17 protein-coding genes and 2 pseudogenes are annotated in these 20,806 nt (G+C 61.5%); 13 read left to right on the plus strand and 6 right to left on the minus strand.

What is annotated here, in order from left to right; genetic code table 11:
• Window positions 1–77 precede the first annotated feature (77 nt).
• The 5 genes and pseudogenes from eda to LDZ21_RS31380 form a co-directional block, all read left to right on the plus strand.
• Window positions 78–710, plus strand: coding sequence for a bifunctional 4-hydroxy-2-oxoglutarate aldolase/2-dehydro-3-deoxy-phosphogluconate aldolase (eda, locus tag LDZ21_RS02605; protein WP_035966734.1), 633 nt, complete (start codon window positions 78–80; stop codon window positions 708–710).
• Between the two features lie 512 nt (window positions 711–1,222).
• On the plus strand, window positions 1,223–2,383 hold the full coding sequence (locus LDZ21_RS02610; protein ID WP_309774082.1) for a DUF2827 domain-containing protein: 1,161 nt from the start codon (window positions 1,223–1,225) through the stop codon (window positions 2,381–2,383).
• A complete protein-coding gene (locus LDZ21_RS02615) occupies window positions 2,380–3,528 on the plus strand; it encodes a DUF2827 domain-containing protein (protein ID WP_244794083.1) in 1,149 nt (382 codons plus the stop codon). Before LDZ21_RS02610 ends, LDZ21_RS02615 begins: the two co-directional genes overlap by 4 nt.
• A gap of 45 nt (window positions 3,529–3,573) precedes the next feature.
• A pseudogene (locus tag LDZ21_RS31375) lies at window positions 3,574–4,700 on the plus strand (DUF2827 domain-containing protein).
• Between the two features lie 428 nt (window positions 4,701–5,128).
• Window positions 5,129–5,188: pseudogene (locus LDZ21_RS31380) on the plus strand (ESPR-type extended signal peptide-containing protein); the annotation flags it as partial.
• A gap of 62 nt (window positions 5,189–5,250) precedes the next feature.
• Here the strand turns inward: LDZ21_RS31380 and LDZ21_RS02625 are convergent.
• On the minus strand, window positions 5,251–6,216 hold the full coding sequence (locus tag LDZ21_RS02625; protein ID WP_244794085.1) for a hypothetical protein: 966 nt from the start codon (window positions 6,214–6,216) through the stop codon (window positions 5,251–5,253).
• Between LDZ21_RS02625 and LDZ21_RS02630 the strand changes: the two genes are divergently transcribed.
• The 4 genes from LDZ21_RS02630 (at window position 6,164) to LDZ21_RS02645 (ending at window position 9,885) form a co-directional block, all read left to right on the plus strand.
• Window positions 6,164–7,324, plus strand: coding sequence for a YadA family autotransporter adhesin (locus tag LDZ21_RS02630; protein ID WP_244794087.1), 1,161 nt, complete (start codon window positions 6,164–6,166; stop codon window positions 7,322–7,324). The genes LDZ21_RS02625 and LDZ21_RS02630 overlap by 53 nt on opposite strands.
• Before the next feature lie 103 nt (window positions 7,325–7,427).
• Entirely contained in the window at window positions 7,428–7,736 is a 309-nt protein-coding gene (locus LDZ21_RS02635; RefSeq protein WP_244794089.1) for a hypothetical protein, read from the plus strand.
• A gap of 279 nt (window positions 7,737–8,015) precedes the next feature.
• Window positions 8,016–9,380 carry a GntP family permease gene (locus tag LDZ21_RS02640; protein ID WP_244794090.1) on the plus strand — a complete coding sequence of 455 codons (1,365 nt, stop codon included), beginning with the start codon at window positions 8,016–8,018 and terminating at the stop codon, window positions 9,378–9,380.
• A 10-nt stretch (window positions 9,381–9,390) separates the two neighbouring features.
• Window positions 9,391–9,885, plus strand: a complete 495-nt coding sequence (locus LDZ21_RS02645) for a gluconokinase (RefSeq protein ID WP_035969996.1) — start codon at window positions 9,391–9,393, stop codon at window positions 9,883–9,885.
• Between the two features lie 254 nt (window positions 9,886–10,139).
• Here the strand turns inward: LDZ21_RS02645 and LDZ21_RS02650 are convergent, their stop codons facing one another.
• From LDZ21_RS02650 to LDZ21_RS02665, 4 genes are all read right to left on the minus strand, one after another.
• Entirely contained in the window at window positions 10,140–11,165 is a 1,026-nt protein-coding gene (locus LDZ21_RS02650) for an IS110 family RNA-guided transposase (RefSeq protein WP_244793700.1), read from the minus strand.
• A gap of 127 nt (window positions 11,166–11,292) precedes the next feature.
• Window positions 11,293–12,681 carry an adenylosuccinate lyase gene (gene purB, locus LDZ21_RS02655; protein ID WP_244794092.1) on the minus strand — a complete coding sequence of 463 codons (1,389 nt, stop codon included), beginning with the start codon at window positions 12,679–12,681 and terminating at the stop codon, window positions 11,293–11,295.
• A 95-nt stretch (window positions 12,682–12,776) separates the two neighbouring features.
• Window positions 12,777–13,478 (minus strand): N-acetylmuramate alpha-1-phosphate uridylyltransferase MurU, encoded by a 702-nt coding sequence (gene murU, locus LDZ21_RS02660; protein ID WP_244794094.1) that lies wholly within the window; start codon window positions 13,476–13,478, stop codon window positions 12,777–12,779.
• Between the two features lie 14 nt (window positions 13,479–13,492).
• On the minus strand, window positions 13,493–14,518 hold the full coding sequence (locus LDZ21_RS02665; protein WP_244794096.1) for an aminoglycoside phosphotransferase family protein: 1,026 nt from the start codon (window positions 14,516–14,518) through the stop codon (window positions 13,493–13,495).
• A gap of 244 nt (window positions 14,519–14,762) precedes the next feature.
• On the opposite strand from LDZ21_RS02665, the gene LDZ21_RS02670 reads away from it, so the two are divergent.
• The 4 genes from LDZ21_RS02670 (at window position 14,763) to rsmA (ending at window position 20,457) form a co-directional block, all read left to right on the plus strand.
• On the plus strand, window positions 14,763–17,153 hold the full coding sequence (locus LDZ21_RS02670; RefSeq protein WP_035970002.1) for an LPS-assembly protein LptD: 2,391 nt from the start codon (window positions 14,763–14,765) through the stop codon (window positions 17,151–17,153).
• A gap of 103 nt (window positions 17,154–17,256) precedes the next feature.
• On the plus strand, window positions 17,257–18,612 hold the full coding sequence (locus LDZ21_RS02675; RefSeq protein WP_244794098.1) for a peptidylprolyl isomerase: 1,356 nt from the start codon (window positions 17,257–17,259) through the stop codon (window positions 18,610–18,612).
• A 5-nt stretch (window positions 18,613–18,617) separates the two neighbouring features.
• A complete protein-coding gene (pdxA, locus tag LDZ21_RS02680; RefSeq protein ID WP_244794099.1) occupies window positions 18,618–19,613 on the plus strand; it encodes a 4-hydroxythreonine-4-phosphate dehydrogenase PdxA in 996 nt (331 codons plus the stop codon).
• A gap of 34 nt (window positions 19,614–19,647) precedes the next feature.
• Entirely contained in the window at window positions 19,648–20,457 is an 810-nt protein-coding gene (rsmA, locus tag LDZ21_RS02685; RefSeq protein ID WP_035969989.1) for a 16S rRNA (adenine(1518)-N(6)/adenine(1519)-N(6))-dimethyltransferase RsmA, read from the plus strand.
• Window positions 20,458–20,463: 6 nt separating this feature from the next.
• Here rsmA and LDZ21_RS02690 read toward each other — a convergent pair whose 3' ends face one another.
• Window positions 20,464–20,685 (minus strand): hypothetical protein, encoded by a 222-nt coding sequence (locus LDZ21_RS02690; RefSeq protein ID WP_244794101.1) that lies wholly within the window; start codon window positions 20,683–20,685, stop codon window positions 20,464–20,466.
• Window positions 20,686–20,806: the final 121 nt, after the last annotated feature.

The raw sequence follows: 20,806 nt of genomic DNA on the forward strand, positions 1-20,806 counted from the left end.
CATTCTGCCGCTCGAACCTGAGAGAAACCCGCGGATCGCCGCCGTTGGCGCCGCATAAAAACGAGGAGTCGCATCACATGAAAACGGTAAGCGAAATCGTGCGTCTGGGACCGGTGATTCCGGTGCTCGCATTCGAATCGGTCGAGCAGGGCGAACAGGTGTCGCGCGCGCTGCATGCGGGCGGCGTCAAAGTGCTGGAAATCACGCTGCGCACGCAGGCGGGTATCGCCGCTATCGAACGCGCGAGTCAACTGGCGGACGATATCGTCGTCGGCGTCGGCACGATCACCAAGCCCGAGCATTGCGCGCAGGCGAAGAAGGCGGGCGCGCAGTTCGGCGTGTCACCGGGTCTGACAAAGGACATGCACAAGGCCGCGCAGGACGCGGGCTTGCCGCTTCTGCCCGGCGTGATGACGCCGAGCGACATCATCACTGCGATGGAACTGGGTTACGAGATCGTCAAGTTCTTCCCGGCGCAACAAGCGGGCGGCATTCCGATGCTGCAAGCGTTCTACGGTCCGTTCCCGAATCTCAAATTCTGTCCGACCGGCGGAATTACCGCCGAGACGGCGACCAACTTCCTGGCACAGCCGAACGTGGTCTGCGTTGGCGGATCCTGGCTGACGCCGAAGGCCGCGCTGGCTGCGCAGAATTGGGAAGAGGTCACGCGCCTGGCGCGTGCCGCAAGCGAACTGGCGCCGCAACACTAAGCGTTTTCTTCTAAAGGCGCGCGAGAGCGCGAGAGCGGTTTCGCGCGCCTTTTTCGTTTCGGTCCGGCCTTCCGTGCCCGGCCATCTGGCATCTGCGATCTGCCGACCTATCGCGCGCACCTGCTGATCTAGCGCGAACCAATTCCCTATCCGCCATACGATTTGTTCATTTTCTGAATCGGAAAAATCCGATTTTCGAAATGAACTCGACTAGGACGCTTATCGATTTTTGAGCATCGCATAAGACGACTCTCATTAATCCCGGATTTACTGGGAATCCCGGCGCTTTTTATATGTATTCAGGTTCAGAAGTTCTTCTATTGTTAATTGCGGAAGCAAGTCAATACGGAAGTCTCGGCGTTCTCCTACCGTTCTTCCCCAATTCCGCACCTATAGCTCTATTCCCACTGCAGGCGCTGTCCGACGTTGCATCGTGCCCCCCGTAGTGATCGCAGTTGTCGCTGAACCTCTTTTTCAACAAGCGCAATTTCGTATTTTTAGGATGTCATTCAATGACCATTCGAGTCGGGATTTCCGTCGTCACGCATCAAGGCCAAAACATCTGGCAAAACGGCCTGGGCCAGAACGTGATCTTTCTTGCGGAGGCGCTGCAGAAGCTTCCATTCGTCGAAAGCGTTGCACTGATCGACGTCGGTGACCAGAACGCGTTGCCGCCCCAAGTGGACGCGGCTTCGAAAGGCTTACGCATTATGCGCATTCCGGACGCGACCGATAACGTCGACGTCATCTTCGAAATGGGCGGCGCGCTGGATACGCAGTGGCTCGACCTGATGCGTGCACGCGGCAAGAAGGTCGCGTATTACTGCTGCGGCCAGCCATATGTTGGCCTGACCGAGTCTGCGGTCTTCGACAAGCCGGTGCATTTCATGCGCCCGGACCGTTACGACGAAGTCTGGCTCATGTCGAAAGATCGCCTGTCGGTCCCGATGATGCGCACCCTGCATCGCTGCCCGGTTCATCTGATTCCGTTCATCTGGCATCCGCAGTTTCTCGAAAAGCGCATCGCGGAAGTGGAAGAGCACAACTTGCGTTTCGGCTACGAGCGCCGCACGGGCCAGCCGGATCAGCCGGCCATTCAGCCGCAAGGTTTCCGCGTTTCGATATACGAGCCGAATATTTCGGTGGTGAAAACGTCGAGTATCCCGATGCTCGTGTGCGAGGAAGCCTATCGCGCCGATCCGTCGAGCGTCTCCGCCATGCACGTGCTCAACACGATGCACATGAAGGATCATCCGACCCTCACCTACATGGCCAACTCGCTGAACATCGTGAAGGAGTCGAAGGCGACGTTCCACGGCCGCAACGACATCGCCGGCTTCATGGCGCAGTACTCGGACGCCGTGGTGTCGCACCAGTGGGGCAACGATCAGAACTATCTGTATCTGGACGTGCTGTATGGCGGCTATCCGCTCATTCACAACTCGCCGTGGCTAAAGGATGCCGGTTACTACTATCCCGGCTTCGATGCGCAAGAGGGCGGCCGCCAGTTGCTGCGCGCGTTCCGCGAGCACGACGCTTCGCTCGATGACTATCGCGCGCGGGCGCAGCGCGTAATCGATGCGGTCGATCCGTTCAATCAAGTGAACCTGAACGCTTTCGCGGACCGATTGATCAACCTCTGTCATGGAACCGAGCTCAAAGTAGGCGTATGAACATGCAAAGCACATCCCGCATGCCGGAGCGGATCAACGTCGGCGTTTCCATCTTCATCCGCAAGGGCGAGCAATCGCTCTGGGAAAACGGAATCTTCCAGAATTGCTTGTACCTCGTGATGCTGCTCATGCGCTCGCCGCGCGTGAAGTCGACGTACCTCGTTACGGGCGGCGGCGACGGCGGTCCGGAAGACGCCAAGCGTTTTCTCTCGGATTCCCCGGTGCCGCTCATCGACATGGAAACGGCCATGTCGAAGCTCGACGTGATGATCGAGATGAGCGCGCAGCTCGGTCGCGAATGGTCGGTGAAATTCCGCGAGCGGGGCGGCAAGATCATTACGATGCGCGTCGGCAACGATTACGTCATCGATATCGAGCGCATGGTGTTTAACCTTCAGCACGCGATGCTCATTACGGGCTCGCCTTATGACGAAGTCTGGACGCTGCCGGAATACGAAGTCAGCTGCAAGCCGTATTTCGAGACGCTGTTCCGTGCGCCGGTCAAGCTCATGCCGCACCTGTGGAGTCCGGTCGTGCTCGAGCGGGAAGCCGCGAAGCTGCAGGGCGTCAAGTTCGGGTATCAGCCGGGGCGCCGACGCTGGCGCGTGGGCATCTTCGAGCCGAACGTCTGCATGGTGAAGACGAGTTATATCCCAATGCTCGCATGCGAAGCGGCGCATCGCGAAAACCCGGACATGCTGGAACGCGTGTGGGCCTACAACACGTTCAAGCTGAAGGATCATCCCGCGTTCGCCGGGTTCGCACAAAGCCTCGATTACGTGAAGCACGGCCTCGGCAACTTCGAGGGACGCTTCCCGTTCGCTCATATCGTGCCGCATTCGGTCGATGCGGTCGTGAGCCACCACTGGGAAAACCCGCAGAACTACGTCTACTACGAAGCGCTTCACGGCGGTTATCCGCTGATTCACAACTCGCATTTAATCGGCGATTGCGGCTATCGCTATCACGATTTCGATTGTGAAGAAGGCGGGCGAGCTTTGCTTCGCGCGTTCGCGGAGCACGACGCGAACCTCGAGAGCTATCGCGCGACGGCAAGGAAATTTCTCCACACGCTCGATCCCGAGAATGAGGACAACGTCCGGGCTTACACAGAAGCGATCGAAGCGGTATTTGCCCGGGCATAGCCCCTCGTCAAACGGATGCGCCGCAAGGCAATGGAGTAACCGGTAATGAAGAAGTTGCGAATTGGCATCACCATCGGTCTGTTTCACGAGGCCGAAACATTGTGGAACAACGGCATCAAGCAGAACGCCGTGTTCCTGGCGGAAGCGCTCAAGAACTGTCCGAACGTCGAAAGCGTCGTGCTCGTCAATACGACACATGTTGCGATCACGAAACAACTGCCGTGGGATCTGGAACGCTGGCCGACGGTGACGTTCGACACCGCGAAGGACAATGTCGATGTGCTGATCGAACTCGGCGGCCAGATCGATGCGAACGCCACTGAGTACCTCAAGCGGCGCGGCGCGCGGCTCATCTCGTACTGCTGCGGGTTCGAATACGTTCACGCGATGGAGTCGATCCTGTTCAACAGCCGAGCTTCGGCGACAACCTGTTCGTGAACCAGCGTTACGACGACATCTGGATGATTCCGCAGGTCGCGAACATCAGCGCGCCGTACTTCGAAGTGTTGCGCCGCCAGACCGCGCAAGTGGTGCCGTTCATATGGAGCCCGATGTTCCTAAACGTGCGCACGGCCGGCTTGCCCAATTCGGGCGAGTATCAGGCGAAATCAGGACCACGTCGCCTGAGCGTGATGGAGCCGAACATCAATGTCGTGAAATTCTGCTTCTATCCTGCGCTGATTGCGGAACTTGCTTACCGCGAACGTCCGAATGACATCGAATTGCTTCAGGTGACCAACGCGCAATCCATTGCAACAAATTGCAAAGAATTTATCGCGTTGATGAATCAACTTGATATCGTGCGCAATCATAAAGCCGTCTTCCTCGGTCGATTTGAAACGCCGGGATATCTGGCGCATCACACGGATATCGTCGTATCGCACCAGTGGGAGAACCCGCTGAACTATTTTTACCTGGAAGTATGCTGGCAAGGCTACCCGCTCGTGCACAATGCGACGCTGTGCACGGACCTTGGTTATTACTACCAGGCCAATGACGTGAGCGAGGGCGCGCGACGGGTCATCGAAGCAATCGATCATCACGACTCGCAGCTCACGCAATATCGCGATAAACAACGGGCGGCGATAGCGCGTTATCTGCCGGACAATGCGGAACTCGTCGGTGGCTATACCGCACTGCTGGACGCGTTGATCAAGAAGCCGTTGCGGTAAGCCTTAGGTCCAACACATACCAGTGGAGTTGTACAGGCGATATGTCTGATTTTGCGATCAGACATATCGCCTTTTCGCGTTCACGCCTGCGGCGCAATACGTAAAAGATTTGTTGTTGATAAGCAAGGTTTCGCATCAATCGCGAGGACGCCTTGCGCTTTAGCTTGCGCGTTTATAAAGCAATCCATTGAGATAAGTCTTAATCAATTGCGCTGCAGTTCTCGTCGGCAGCGGTGATATTCGGTCAATCGGAAAGCTCCGAAATATAGTCCAAGCCTAATTTTTGTACGTTTTCTATCGAGTTTCATCGAATTTAGGACATGTCCGCTTCAACGGAGAAGTGCTCCTGAATATTCTGTGCCGTGGTCAAGGGTGTTTCCTTTCTCGTTTTATAAAAGACGCTCGTTTTTTTGTGGGTCATTCGGTTTATGAATAAGTCATACCGCAGTATTTGGAATGAAAAAGTAGGAACGTTTGTCGCAGTCGCCGAGACTGCGATGGCGCGTGGCAAGCGGAATTCTGACGGCGCGGTATGCGACGCGGAAACCGGTCAGCAAGCCGTCGAGGCGACAAGTCGGCGGAAAGATGGCCCTAAGAGCGCCATGCTCGCGGCAGCCGGCCTTGGCGCTTCAGTTGCAATGTTGTTCGGCGCTCCGAGTGCATGGGCGGCTGCTCCGTCCATGACGGCATGTTCGAACGGGGTTGGTAATGGGTTCTCGACCGGCGTGACCTCGTTGTCGACCTCGACTTCGACCGCAGTCAACTCGTTGTCGACGGGTGTCGATTCGCTCTCGACGGGCGTGACTTCGCTGTCGACCTCGACTTCGACTGGGTTCGATTCGCTGTCGACGGGTGTTGACTCGCTGTCCACGGGCGTGACTTCGCTGTCGACCTCCACTTCGACGGCGATCAATTCGCTGTCGACGGGTGTTGACTCGCTGTCCACAGGTGTTGATTCGCTGTCCACGGGCGTGAACTCGCTGTCGACCTCGACTTCCACGGACATCAACTCCCTGTCGACGGGTGTCGACTCGCTCTCGACGGGTGTGAACTCGCTGTCGACCTCGGCTTCGACCGCAGTCAACTCGCTGTCGACGGGTGTCGATTCGCTGTCGACGGGCGTGAACTCGCTGTCGACCTCGGCTTCCACGGCGGTCGATTCACTGTCCACGGGCGTGACTTCGCTGTCGACCTCGACTTCGATTGCTGTCGACTCACTGTCGAGGGGCGTCAACTCGCTGTCCACGGGTGTCAGCTCGCTGTCGACGTCGACTTCGACCGGGATCACTTCGCTGTCGACGGGTATCGAATCGCTGTCCACGGGTCTCAGTTCGCTGTCCACGGGTGTCAGCTCGCTGTCCACGGGCTTCAACTCGCTGTCGACCTCGACGTCAACGAGCATGAGTTCGCTGTCCACGGGTATCAGCTCGCTGTCCACCGGCATGAGTTCCATGTCGACGGCCATGAGCACCGTCATCAACGACATCACCAGCGTCTCGACGTCGATGAGCAGCATTGAAGGCGGCCAGGGCATGAAGTACTTCCATGCCAACTCCGAGCTGGAGGATTCGTCCGCGACGGGCAAGAACTCCATCGCCATCTGCGGTAACGCCCGCGCAACGGCCGAGAACGCCGTCGCGATCGGTACCAACTCCTTGGCCGATGAGAAGAACACCGTGTCCTTCGGCAGTGCGACCGGTGGCGATCTGCGGATCACCCACATTGCAGACGGTATCAATGATGACGACGTCGCCACGGTGGGGCAGTTGAAGCAGATCGCGCCGACTGACGCCAAGACCGGTGCGTTCAAGCCGGCCGTCACGTTCGACACGACCGCAACGGGCGAAACCGACTACAGCAGCATTACGTTGAGCGGTGAGGACGGCACGACCATCCACAACGTCGCCGCTGGTGTCGCGCCGACCGATTTGGCCAACAAGGCCCAATTGGACGCACTCTCGGACGCGATGAAGGACGCCGTCGCTACGTCCACCGATGCGTTCTTCGCTGCTGACGGCAATCCTGTTACCGAGGCGGCCGTCGCAAGTGGCAGGTACTCGGTGGCAAGCGGTGCGAACGCGAAGGCAACGGGTGAAAATTCTGTTGCTCACGGCGCAGGCGCGGTTGCCAGCGGTGCCAATTCGATAGCGATCGGCGCGAACAGCCAGGCAACGGCGGACGATTCCGTAGCGCTGGGTGCGAGTTCCGTGGCAGACCGCGCGAACACGGTGTCGGTCGGTTCTGCGGGCGGCGAGCGCCAGATCACCAACGTGAAGGCCGGTACGGAAGGCACGGATCTGGTCAACGTCAGCCAGTTGAACGACGCGGTCGCGGAGTCCAAGAGCTACACGGACAACGCGCTGAGCGGCATGCAGGGCTCCGTCACCGAAGTGGGCCGCAACGCCTACTCCGGCATCGCCGCGGCAACGGCCTTGGCCATGATCCCGAACATGGATCAGGACAAGAACATGTCTGTCGGTGTGGGTGCTGCGACGTATCAAGGGTATGCGGCAGCGGCGGTCGCGGTGAATCTGCGCGTTACGCAGAACCTGGTGCTGAAGGCTGGCGCGGGTTCAACTCGTAGCGGAACGGTGTATGGCGCAAATGCCTCGTATCGGTGGTAACGAGCGGGTCCGGAGCTAACGCTCCGGATGTCCGGGCGGTCCGCATCATGGGCTGCCCGGACGCCTGCCCTCCATTCGTACAGACTTAGCTGGAACTCAATTGATGTCGAAACTTCTTATCGCGGTGGTTACCGCTCTCGGGCTCGTGTCGGCTTGCACGACCGACACAGGCATGACTCACACGGCCCACAAGCTGAACATCGCAGGACAACAGCAGGCCTATCGCGTTACCTGCTCCGGCCTCGTTGAATCGCAGCAATCGTGTATGGCCAAGGCTGCGGAAATCTGCCAAGGCAGCCAGGTCGTCCCGGTACAAGCACTGGACGATTCCCGCGTCAGGCAGGGCGGAAGCAGTGCACGTCAACTCGACTTCACTTGCAGCACCGCGGCACGATCCGCGCCGGCGCGTTGACGCGTTATGAATGAAACGAGCCATCGCGGCTCGTGACGTTTCCCCAAACCGACGTTCAATCGAACGTCGGTTTTTTTTCGCCTTAACCCCGCCTCTGCGTCGTAGGCACACATGGCAACCCCGCGTTAGGCTGCTCGAAGCAGTCATTTCGCGCGCTTACAAGTAGAATTCCGTTGCCCAGCGCCCGTCATCGCTTTGTCGGACACCGCTTTTGAATGCGGTGCAGCAACGGCGAACGCATTAAAGCGCGAATAACCTCAACAAAATCAAGGAGGCGTCATGCCAGCCGTCCACGGGAGCATGCTGCTGCTCTACGCAGTCATCGCAATCGCGGTTCTGATCCTGATGATCACCCGCTACAAGGTTTATCCGTTCCTCGTCCTTTTGATCGTTTCCCTGCTGCTTGGCCTTGCGGTCGGCATGCCGATGGACAAGATCGTCAAGGCGTTCGAAACCGGCAATGGCAACACGCTCGGACACATCGCCGTGGTCGTCGGTTTGGGAACGATGCTCGGCAAAATGATGGCCGAATCCGGCGGGGCCGAGCGCATCGCTAATACGCTCATCAACCTGTTCGGTGAGAAGAACATTCATTGGGCGATGATGGTCGTCGCGATCATCGTCGGCTTGCCGGTGTTCTTCGAAGTCGGCTTCGTGCTGTTGATTCCGATCGCTTTCAACGTCGCGCGCCGCACCGGCAAGTCGTTGCTCGTCATCGGTTTGCCTATGGTCGCCGGTCTGTCGGTCGTGCATGGCCTGATTCCGCCGCACCCTGCGGCGCTGCTTGCGGTGCAGGCATATCACGCGGATATCGGCAAGACAATCGCCTATGGATTGATCATTGGTGTGCCGACGGCCATCGTCGCGGGGCCGCTGTTTGCATTGCTGATTCATCGATACATCAAGCTCCCGGACACTAACGCGCTCGCGGACCAGTTCGTGCAGAAGCACGGCGACAGCGCGTCGAAGCGCGAGCTGCCGAGCTTCGGTATTACGCTGTTCACGATCTTGCTGCCGGTTATCCTAATGCTGATCGGAAGCTGGGCCGATCTCGTTTTCACGCCGAAGACGCTGCCGAACGATCTGCTGCGCTTCATCGGGCAATCGGATATCGCGCTGCTGATCGCGGTGCTGGTGAGCTTCTGGACCTTCGGCGCGAAGCAGGGCTTCAACCGCGAGCAGATTCAGAAGTTCTGCGGCGACTGTCTTGCGCCGATCGCGGGCATTACGCTGATCGTCGGCGCGGGCGGCGGCTTCGGGCAAGTGCTGCGTGACAGCGGCATCTCGCAGCAGATCGTCGCGACCGCGACGCAAGCGAGCCTGTCGCCGCTGTTGCTCGGCTGGTTCGTCGCCGCGCTGATCCGTCTGGCAACCGGCTCGGCCACCGTCGCGATGACGACCGCGTGCGGCATCGTCGCGCCGATCGCGCAGGCGGCGGGCGGTCATGTCAGCCCGGAACTGCTCGTGCTCGCGACCGGCTCCGGCTCGCTGATTTTCTCGCACGTGAACGATGGCGGCTTCTGGCTGATCAAAGAATACTTCGGGATGACGGTGGGGCAGACGTTCAAGACATGGTCGCTGCTGGAGACCATCATCTCCCTCATGGGGCTGGGTTTGACCCTCGCGCTCGCGACGGTCGTGTAAGGAGACTTCGATGATTCTGATCGCGATGGGCGTCTCGGGCGCCGGCAAATCCCTGATCGGCGAAATGCTGGCCGAACGCCTGAATTGTCCGTTCACCGACGGCGACGCCTTTCACAGCGCCGCTAACAAGGAGAAGATGCATCACGGCATCCCTCTGACCGATGAAGACCGCTGGCCGTGGCTCAAGACGATCCGCGCGGCGATCGAAGAGAAGCAGCGAGCGGGCGAGACGGCTGTTTTCACCTGCTCGTCGCTCAAGCGCTCGTACCGCGACGTGCTGCGTGCCGGCGATAAGGACGTGTGTTTCGTCTATCTGAAAGGCTCGATGGAAGTGCTGCGCGAACGCCTTGGTCACCGCACCGGCCATTTCTTCGATCCGTCGCTGCTGCAGAGCCAGCTCGACACGCTCGAGGAGCCGGGCGAGGACGAGGCTGTCACGGAGAGCATCGAGCTGCCGCCCGAGCAGATCGTCGATAACGTGATGGAAAAGTTGAAGACGCGATAGAAAATGAAAATGTATGGTCAGCCTAGTTTCTGCAACCTCGATCTGTGACCTAAGATAAAAGGGCTTGCGCAAATGTATCCGGGCTCGAAATGGGCGCGGATCAGAGCGCCCGGCCCTCGATGAGAAGCCGCACCCAACTGTCCTTAAAAAGCCCTCAGTCTGCAGGACTGGATTGTTTTTCAGGTTTTCAGTCGGGGCCGTGAGCCGTTTATCTTCATCACGGGTCAGTGGTCGCAAAAGCAGGCGGAAAGCTCTCAGGCGATGGCCGGTTGTGCCCGGTACACGCCACCCTTGGCCAGAATCGCCCAAACGATTCTGGCCATTTTGTTGGCGAGTGCGCAGGCAACGACATTGCTGTGACGACGTAGCAGCAACGCTTGCAGCCAGCGACCCAGCGCATCGGTTCGTCTATCGGCATAACGCATCACCGCGCGCGCGCCTTGCACGAGCAGGCAGCGCAACTGCTTGTTGCCGCGCTTCGAGATGCCCAGCAGGGTCGCTCGGCCGCCAGTCGAATGTTGGCGCGGAACCAGCCCCAAAGACGCCGCGAAGTCTCGGCCACATTTGAACGCGCGTGCGTCGCCGGCCATGGCGAGCAAGCTGCTGGCGGTGATCGGGCCGATTCCAGGAATGGTGAGCAGGCGTTGGCCGGCTTCGTCTTCGCTCGTCTGCCGCTTGATCTGGGTCTCCAACTCGGCGATCTCGCCACCCAACTGTGCGTAACGTTGATGCAGGCGAAGCAACAAGGCCACCAGCACGGGCGGCAGTGCATGCACAGGATCATCGAGTAGGACCGGCAAGCGCGTGATGGCCAGTGCGCCGACAGGCAGATCGATCCCGAATTCGAGCAGGAAAGCGTGGATTTGATTGCTGGTTGCCGTGCGTTCAGCGACAAGCGATTCGCGCACGCGATGCAGCGCAAGCAGAGTCTGTTGCTCGGCGGTCTTGATTGCGACAAAACGCATGGAAGGACGCGAGGCAGCTTCGCAGATCGCTTCAGCATCGGCAAAGTCGGTCTTGTTGCCTTTGACGAATGGCCTGACGAACTGCGGTGCGATCAAGCGAACCTGATGTCCATATGACTGACATTTGCGTGCCAGCCAATGCGCGCCCGCGCAAGCTTCCATTGCCAAGACGGCGACCGGACAGGTCGCCAGGCACCCGTAGAGTTGCTTGCGCGTCATCTTCTTGCGCCAAACCTGCGTGCCGCGTGCGTCCTGCGCATGCAAAAAGAAGCAGTGCTTGCCCAGATCAATGCCGATAAGCGTAGTGTTCGCCATGATGGCCTCCAAAAAAGGAAATGGCCCGATCAGCGTATGCCAATCGGGCCATCTCGGTCAGGCTGACCATCTCATTAAGCCCCGAGAAATCGGGGCTTTTTGCGTTTTACGCGGCGTTGAAACGCATTCAGGCGATGCGCTTCGCCAGTTCGACCGCCTTGCCGATATACGTCGCCGGCGTCATGTCGAGCAGCAACTGTTTTGCATCGGCCGGAATCGCCAGGCCATTGATGAACGACTGCAGCGCATCACGCGTGATGCCCTTGCCGCGCGTCAGTTCCTTCAATTGCTCGTACGGATTCTCGATGCCATAACGGCGCATCACCGTCTGAACCGGCTCGGCGAGCACTTCCCAGCAATTGTCGAGATCTTCGTTCAGACGCGCCGCGTTCACTTCCAGCTTGTCCAGACCGCGGATCAGCGCGTCGTAGGCGAGCAGCGAATAGCCGAACGCCACGCCGATGTTGCGCAGCACGGTCGAGTCCGTCAAATCCCGCTGCCAGCGGGAAATCGGCAACTTGTCGGCGAGGTGGCGCAGCGTCGCGTTGGCGAGGCCGAGATTGCCTTCCGAGTTCTCGAAGTCGATCGGATTCACCTTGTGCGGCATCGTCGACGAGCCGATTTCTCCCGCCTTCGTGCGCTGCTTGAAGTAGCCAAGCGAAATGTAGCCCCATACGTCACGGTCGAGATCGAGCAGGATGGTGTTCGCACGCGCGACCGCATCGAACAGTTCGGCCATGTAGTCGTGCGGCTCGATCTGAATCGTGTACGGATTGAACGTCAGCTTGAGTCGGCTCTCGACGACATCCTTCGAGAACGCTTCCCAGTCGAACTCCGGATACGCCGACAGATGCGCGTTGTAGTTGCCGACTGCGCCGTTCATCTTGCCGAGCAGCGGCACGTTCTCGACGCGCTCGATCGCTCGCGACAGACGCGCCGCGACGTTGGCGATTTCCTTGCCGAGCGTCGTCGGGCTGGCGGGCTGGCCGTGCGTGCGCGAAAGCATCGGCTGTTCGGCGTGCGTGTGCGCCAGCTTCACGAGGCGCGCGTGCACCGAGCGCAGCGCCGGCAGCATCACGTGTTCACGTGCGCCCGCGAGCATGAGTCCGTGCGACGTGTTGTTGATGTCTTCCGACGTGCACGCGAAATGGATGAATTCGCTCGCGCGCTCGAGTTCCGGCTGACCTTTGACCGACTCCTTGAGCCAGTATTCGACCGCCTTCACGTCGTGGTTCGTCACGCGCTCGATATCCTTGATGCGCGCCGCGTCGTGCGCGGTGAAGCGCTCGGCCAGTGCCAGCAGGAACTGCTCGGACGCGTCGGAAAAGCGCGGCACTTCGGCGAAGCCCGCACGCGACAGCGCGATCAGCCAGTGAATCTCCACCGTCACGCGATGGCGCATGAAAGCGGCTTCGGAGAGCCAGTCACGCAGTGCTTCGGTCTTGGCGGCGTAACGGCCGTCGAGCGGCGAAAGCGCGGTGAGCGCAAAGAGGGTATCGGGACGGGTATCGGACATGGTGGCGTGTCGGCTGCCGCTTGCGGCTAGGAGGAAAAGACGGAAGAACCGCGCATTTTACCATCGGATGCGTCCCATTCCGGGCCGCCTGCCCGTCAGCGTTGGCGCAGTTCCTGATCGAGCGCCTGAAGTTGCGCCGGCGTGCCGACGTTTTCCCAGCGGCCCGCGTAAAGCTCGCCGGTCGCGCGTCCCTCCGCGATGGTTTCGCGGTAGTAGGGCGTCAGCGCCCGTCGCGTGCCGGGCGCGAGATCGCGGAACATGCGCGTGTCGTACAGGCCGATGTTGCCGAACGTATAGCGCGGCTCGCCGTCGAGCGCGAGCGTGCCGTCGATCAGCGCGAAATCGCCTCGCGGATGGAACGGCGGGTTCGGCACCATGACGAGGTGCATGCCGGGCCGTTCGTCCCGCGCGAGCGCGGTGGCGCGATCGCGCAGAGCGGTGTAATCGAAGTCGCAGAACACGTCGCCGCTGACGGCAATGAAGACGCCCGAGCCGAGCAAGGGCAGCGCCTGCGCGATTCCGCCTGCCGTCTCCAGCGCCTCGGATTCCGGCGAATACCGCAACTCGACGCCCCACCGCGAACCATCGCCGAGCGAGGCTTCGATCCGCTCGCCGAGCCAGGCGTGATTGATAACGATGATCTCGATGCCCGCCGCCGCGAGCCGCTCGATCTGCCAGACGATGAGCGGCTTGCCGCCCGTTTCGAGCAGCGGCTTCGGACACGTATCGGTGAGCGGGCGCATGCGTTCGCCGCGGCCGGCGGCGAAAATCATCGCCGTCTTGAGACAATGGGTCATGCGGTGACGAAGAATCAGAAGGTATAGCCGACTTCGACGGCGCGGCCATCGAGCGAATCGAGCAGGCGCGCGAACGGCCACAGCGGCGCATAGCGTTCGGCGACCTTGCGTGCATAGCCGATGAAACGCGGCAGGTCCGCCAGATAGCGGGGCTTGCCGTCGCGATAATGAATGCGCGCGAACAGCCCGATGATTTTGATGTGCCGCTGCAGGCCCATCCATTCGAGTTGCCGGTAGAACTCGCCGAAATCGGGATCGACGGGAAGGCCGGCTTTCTTCGCGCGCTCCCAGTAGTACGCGATGCAGTCGAGCTGAAACTCCTCGTCCCAGCTGATGAACGCGTCGCGCACGAGCGACGCCATGTCGTAGGTGATCGGACCGTACACCGCGTCCTGAAAGTCCAGCACGCCGGGATTCGGTTCGCACACCATCAGGTTGCGCGGCATGAAGTCTCGCAGCATGAACGTCTGCGGCTGCGCGAGCGCGCTTTGCGCGAGCAGCGCGAAGGTGTCGTCGAGCGTCTTGCGTTCGTCGGCGGTGACCTCACGGCCCAAATGGCGGCCGATGAACCACTCGGGCATCAACTCCATCTCGCGGCGCAGAAACGCTTCGTCGAACGGCGGCAGAACGCCTTCGCGCGCGGTCTGCTGGAAGCGGATCAGCGCGTCGATGGCCGCGCGCATCAGCGGCCGCGCATTCTTTTCGTCGAGTGCGGAAATATAAGTGGTCGTGCCGAGATCGGTGACGAGCATGAAGCCGGCGTCGAAATCGGCTTCGAGAATCTTCGGCACATGCACGGCGGCTGCTTCGAGCAACCCCGCGACCTGTACGAACTCACGGCATTTTTCGGGCGGCGGCGCATCGACGGCGATCAGCGTATCGCCATGCTCGCTTTGGCTCGCGAGCCGGAAATAACGGCGGAAACTGGCATCGGCGGAGGCGGGCGCGAGCGTGGCGGTATCGAGCCGGTAGCGGTCGGCGAAGGTTTGAAGCCAGGATCGGAGTTGATCGAGGCGGGTGTCGGCAGGAATGTGCGTCATAAATTCGAGAGGCAAAACATCTTGCCATATAATACCCCACGACTTTTTTAAGCGATCCTAGAGCTATCTGTTCGCGCCTGGCGCCAGGCGCCGACGACCGTGCCGCGTCAACGTTTCCCGAGTGTCGTCCCTGCATGGCCACGGACCGTCGAGTTCGATCACGGCATTGACGCGGGCGAAGCGCGGCCGCTCACTCGGCGGCATCGGGCGCGTGACGCGAAAGGAATCGAACCGCCACCCATACATGCCGCCACGACAGTTTCCCGTATCGAAGATCCAGGGCGATGCTCAGCCACGCAGGCGGCGGCTCGTCGCCGCGTTGCTGTCCGTACCGGGCATGATGCCCGCTCTCGCGCACGCACAGCTCGCTGGCCCCGCCGCCGACGCGCAGCCGCTCGACGGCCCCGGCAGCCTGCGTCTCGCGCCGCAATTGCTCGAGCGTCCGCTGAAAAGCGGCCAGCAGCCCACGACCTTTTTGCTCGGCGACAAGACCACCGGCACGTCCGACGAGGACATGGCCGCGAAGGGCTCGGCCGAAGTGCGCCGCTCGGTCACGGTCATCAAGGGCGACGCGCTTCATTACGATCAGGATACGGACATGGCCGATGCTTTCGGCAATGTCAGGCTGATCAATAACGGCGTGGCGTTCGTCGGGCCCGAAGCGCACCTGAAGGTCGGTTCGAACGAAGGGTTCATGACGAACCCGAAGTACCACTTCAACCTGACGGGCGGCTCCGGCAGCGCGGAACGCATCGACCTGATCGACAACGAGCGCGCGCGGGTGGATCACGGCACGTACACCGCATGCCAGTGCGAGACGGACCCATCGTGGTACATCAAGGGTTCGTCGTTCGATTTCGACACCGGATCGGAAGAGGGCGTCGCCCATAACGGCGTGCTGTTCTTCCAGGGCGTGCCGGTGTTCGCGAGCCCGTGGCTGTCGTTCCCGCTGACGGGCGATCGCCGCAGCGGTCTTCTGCCGCCGACGTTCTCAGTCAGCTCGACGACCGGCTTCGAAGCGACGATCCCGTATTACTTCAACATCGCGCCGAACCGCGATCTCACCATCACGCCGCGCATCATGTCGCGGCGCGGCGTGCTGGGCGAGGCGAACTATCGTTATCTGTCGCCCACGTATTCGGGCTCGCTCACGATCGACTATCTGCCGAACGACCGCGAGACGCATACGAACCGCTATGCGATCTTCTGGCAGCATCGGCAGAACTTCGGCGGCGGTTTTGGCGGCTACGTGAACTACAACAAGGTCTCCGACGATCAATATCCGGAAGACCTCGGCAACGCGTCGAATCAGTTCCTGAACGGCACGCAACTGCTGTATCAGCAGGAAGCCGGGCTCACGTACAACAACGGCCCTTGGTCCGTGCTCGCCCGCGAACAACGCTGGCAGACGCTGCAGCCGTCCATTCCGCCGTACGCGCGCGAGCCGCAGTTGAACGTGCAGTACAACAAGTACAACGTCGGCGGCTTCGATTACGGCGCGGAAGCGGATTTCACGCGTTTCACGATCACGCAGGAAGGCGCGACCGACGGTCAGCGCATGTATTTCAACCCGTACCTGAGCTACGGGATCAACGCGCCGGGCTACTTCTTCACGCCGAAGGTGCAGTGGCACTTTGCGTCGTATGACCTGAGCCACATCGCGACCGGGCCGGTTGCGGGGCAGCCGCTCACGCCGGCGAACCAGCCGAAGAACTTCACCGAATCAATTCCGACGCTCAGTCTCGACACCGGCCTCGTGTTCGACCGCTCGGTGCGGCTTTTCGGGCAGGACTACATTCAGACGCTGGAGCCGCGGCTCTACTACGTCTATACGCCGTATCGCAATCAGGACTTCGCGCCGATCTTTGATACCGCCGAAGCCGACTTCGGGCTCGCCGAGATTTACACGCCGAATACGTTCGTCGGCAACGACCGGATCGCGGATGCGAACCGGCTGACCGCCGGCCTGACGACGCGCTTCATCAACCCGGCGACGGGCGACGAGCGTGCGCGTTTCGTGATCGCGCAGCAGTACTATTTCACGAGCCAGCGCGTCACGATTTCGCAGGATCAGCCGATCAACGAGGCCAAGCACTCGGACCTGATCGCCGGCGCGGCAATCAAGCTGGGCGCGGGTTTCGCCTCGGAAACGGCGTTCCAATATAATGTCGACAATAACCAGCTCGTGCGTTCGAGCATCGGCTTCGCGTACAGCCCAGCCGCGCGCAAGGTGATCAACGTCGGCTACCGGTACACGCGCTCGAACCAGACCACGCTGGTCAACGAGCCGATCAACCAGCTTCTGGTCTCCGGCGAATGGCCGCTGACGAATCGGCTGTATGCCGTCGCGCGTGTCAATTATGATCTCGCAAGCCACCGTCTCGTCGACGGCCTCGTGGGCTTCCAGTACGATGCCGACTGCTGGGCGTTCGGCTTCGGCGCGCAGCGTTACGCGAACGGTGTGAATACGAGCGGTCAGCCTTCGTCCGGCACGCGCGTGCTTGCGCAGATCACGTTCAAGGGCTTGTCGAAGGTCGACAACGGTCTCGTCAGCGCGTTCCGCGCCAGCGTGCAGGGCTACCAGCCGCCGCCGCCGTCGGCTCCGCCGCTCGCTCGCTACAGCGACTACGAGTAGGGCGCGAAGCAGGCATTCTCTGACAGCATCCCCAATCGCCGCGAGCACACGCGCAAGGCACGAATGGGTCAAGTGTGGATTTGATGGAGTATCTGTGGCAAACATGAAACTGTTTCGATCGACGGCAATGGCCGCCGCCGCGCTGACCGCGGCGCTGATGGTGAGTTCGCCGGCCGGTGCGCAGGCGTTGTCGAATCGCAATGTGCAGATCGCGGATTCCGTCGTCGCGGTCGTTAATGACGGCGTGATTACTCAGCGCGAACTGGAAGAGCGCACGAGCCTGATCGCGCAGCGGCTCAAGCAGCAGAACGCGCCGGTCCCGCCCGTCGAACAGATGCGTCAGCAGGTGCTCGACCAGATGGTGCTCGAGCGCATCCAGTTGCAGCGGGCGAAGGAAGACGGCATCGTCATCGACGACGCCACCGTCAACCGCACGCTCCAGCGTCTCGCGCAGCAAAATCAGATGACGCTCGACGTCTATCGCTCGCGGATCGAGGCGCAGGGCGTGCCCTGGGCCGTGTTCATGCGCGACGCGCGCACGGAACTGACGCTTTCGAAGCTGCGCGAGAAGGAAGTCGACAGCAAGGTCACCGTGTCCGATGGCGAAGTGGCGAACTACATCGCCAGCCAGCGCGGGCCGGGCGCGCGCAACGCAAGCGATCTCCACCTCCAGCACATCATGTTCAAGCTGGCTGCGGACGCGTCGGAGTCGGATGTCGCCGCGGTCCAGAGCAAGGCCGACGCCGTGCTCAAGCAGGCGCAGGCGGGCGAAGACTTCGGCAAGCTGGCCAAGCAGAATTCGCAGGATACCGACGCCGCCAAGGGCGGCGATCTCGGTTTCCGCACGCCGGGCTCGTTGCCGGCCGGCATCGTCTCGGCGGTATCGACGCTGCGTCCGGGGCAGGTCGCGCCGACGCTGCTGCGCACCGATGGCGGCTTCGAAATCATCAAGCTCGTCGATCGCCGCGCGAGCCAGGGCACGGCAGCCGATGCGCCGAAGCTCGTGCAGACCCACGTGCGCCATATCCTGCTGCGCGTGTCGGACGGCATGTCGGAAGCGTCGGCGCGTCAAAAGCTGCTCGATATCAAGCAGCAGCTCGCGTCGGGCGGCGACTTCGCCAACTTCGCGCGGACGTATTCGCAAGACGGCTCGGCGTCGCAGGGCGGCGACCTCGGCTGGATCAGCCCGGGCGAAACAGTTCCCGAGTTCGAACGCGCGATGAACAGCCTGCAGGACGGCGCGGTCAGCGATCCGGTGCGCAGCGAGTACGGCTATCACCTGATTCAGGTGCTGAGCCGCCGCGAGGCCGAAGGGTCCGCGACGCAACAACTGGACATCGCGCGTCAGGCGATCGGCCAGCGCAAGGCTGAACAGGCGTACTCGGACTGGCTGCGCGAACTGCGCGACACCGCCTACGTGCAATACAAGGGCATCGCTGCGCAAGAGGCGCAACAGTAAGCCCGATGAACACCGCCGCCCATCCGGACGAAACCGCCGCCGTCACCGTCGCCATCACGACGGGCGAGCCGGCGGGCGTCGGTCCGGAACTGACGGCGGTGGCGCTTCGTGAAGCGCAAACGCGCTGGCCGTCGGTGCGCTTCGCCGTGCTCGGCGACCGCGCGCTGCTGGAAGCGCGGGCGGGCGCTGGCTGGCCCGCGAGCGGCGAGGCGGTGCGCATCGAACATCATGCGCTCGCGGCGCCGGCCGAAGCGGGCAAGCTCGATGCCGCCAACGGGCGCTACGTGCTCGGCTTGCTCGACGCCGCCATCGACGGCGCCGTTGCTGGCCGCTTCGACGCCATCGTCACCGCGCCGCTGCAAAAGAGCACGATTAACGATGCCGGCGTGCCCTTCACCGGTCACACCGAATATCTGGCGGAGCGCACGAACACGCGGCGCGTCGTGATGATGCTCGCGGGCACGGGCGAGCGCCCGCTGCGCGTCGCGCTTGCCACGACGCATCTGCCGCTCAAGGAAGTGTCCGCCGCCATCACCATCGACGGATTGGTCGATACGCTGCGCATCATCGACCATGACCTGCGCGCGCATTTCGGCCTGGCCGCGCCGCGCATCCTGGTCACCGGACTCAATCCGCACGCGGGGGAGAACGGCTATCTGGGCCGCGAGGAGATCGACGTCATCGCGCCCGCGCTCGAACGCGCCCGCGCCCTCGGCATCGATGCGCCCGGGCCGTATCCCGCCGACACGCTGTTTCAGCCGCGCTATCTGAAGAACGCCGATTGCGTGCTCGCCATGTTTCACGATCAGGGCCTGCCCGTGCTGAAGTACGCGACGTTCGGCGAAGGCATCAACGTGACGCTCGGTCTGCCGATCATTCGCACGTCGGTGGATCACGGCACCGCGCTCGATCTTGCCGGCACGGGGCGCGCCGACGCAGGCAGCATGATTGCCGCGATCGACGCCGCCGTCACGATGGCGCGGCACAAGCGCAACGCTTAAAGTCATAGCGGGCGACCGCATCTACCAGACACGTATGTCCACCAAACATCAGGGCCATCTCGCCCGCAAGCGCTTCGGCCAGAACTTTCTCGTCGATCAGGGCGTGATCGATTCCATCGTCGACGTCATCGCGCCGAAGCGCGGCGAGCGCATGGTCGAGATCGGGCCGGGCCTCGCCGCGCTGACCGAACCGCTGATCGCGCGCCTGTCCACGCCGGAGGCGCCGCTGCATGCGGTGGAACTGGACCGCGACCTGATCGGCCGGCTGGAGAAGCGCTTCGGCGACAAGCTCGTCGTGCATTCCGCCGATGCGCTCGACTTCGACTTCGGCGCGCTCGCGCTGGACGGCGACAAACCGACCCTGCGCATCGTCGGCAATCTGCCGTACAACATTTCGAGCCCGCTGCTGTTTCACCTGACGGCGTTCGCGCCGAAGGTCATCGATCAGCACTTCATGCTTCAGGACGAAGTCGTCGAACGCATGATCGCTGAGCCGGCGACCAAGGATTACGGGCGCTTGTCGGTGATGCTGCAATACCGCTACGTGATGGACAAGCTGATCGACGTGCCGCCCGAATCGTTCAATCCGCCGCCAAAGGTGAACTCCGCGATCGTCCGCATGATTCCGTTCGCGCCGCATGAACTGCCGGCCGTGAACGACGCCGTGCTGAGCGATGTCGTCAAGGCTGCGTTCGCGCAGCGCCGCAAGGTGCTGCGCAACAATCTTGCCGCGTATCGCGACAGAATCGACTTCGACGCGCTCGGCTTCGATCTCGCGCGCCGCGCCGAAGAAGTGCCGGTCGCGGAGTTCGTTGCGCTTGCGCAGGCCGTGGAGCGTGCATAGACGCGCTCATCGCGGCCGCCCGGCGCGGGAGGCATCGGCGAGCCGGGTCATCAGCCGGTCCAGCCGCATGCGCTGATTGCGCAGCAAGCCATGCGTCGCGCTGACCTGCTGCACGCGCGTGCGCCAATACGTCTGGCCGAACAGCGAATTCGCGCCTTCCGCCGACAGGACGCGTTCCAGATGGACGATCGCGGCATCGACGTTATGCGTGGTGTAGGGACTTGTCATCGGTAGACCTCGCTCTCGTGTTGATGTTCGATGATTGTCCGTTCGAGCCGGGACACATCGTGTCTCTTACCGATGCCGGATCGTGCGTGCGACCGGGACGCGAAGTGTCTAGTTCACGTGC

It is taken from the genome of Caballeronia grimmiae (assembly GCF_022879615.1).
In the GTDB taxonomy this organism is placed as follows: Bacteria; Pseudomonadota; Gammaproteobacteria; order Burkholderiales; family Burkholderiaceae; genus Caballeronia; species Caballeronia grimmiae.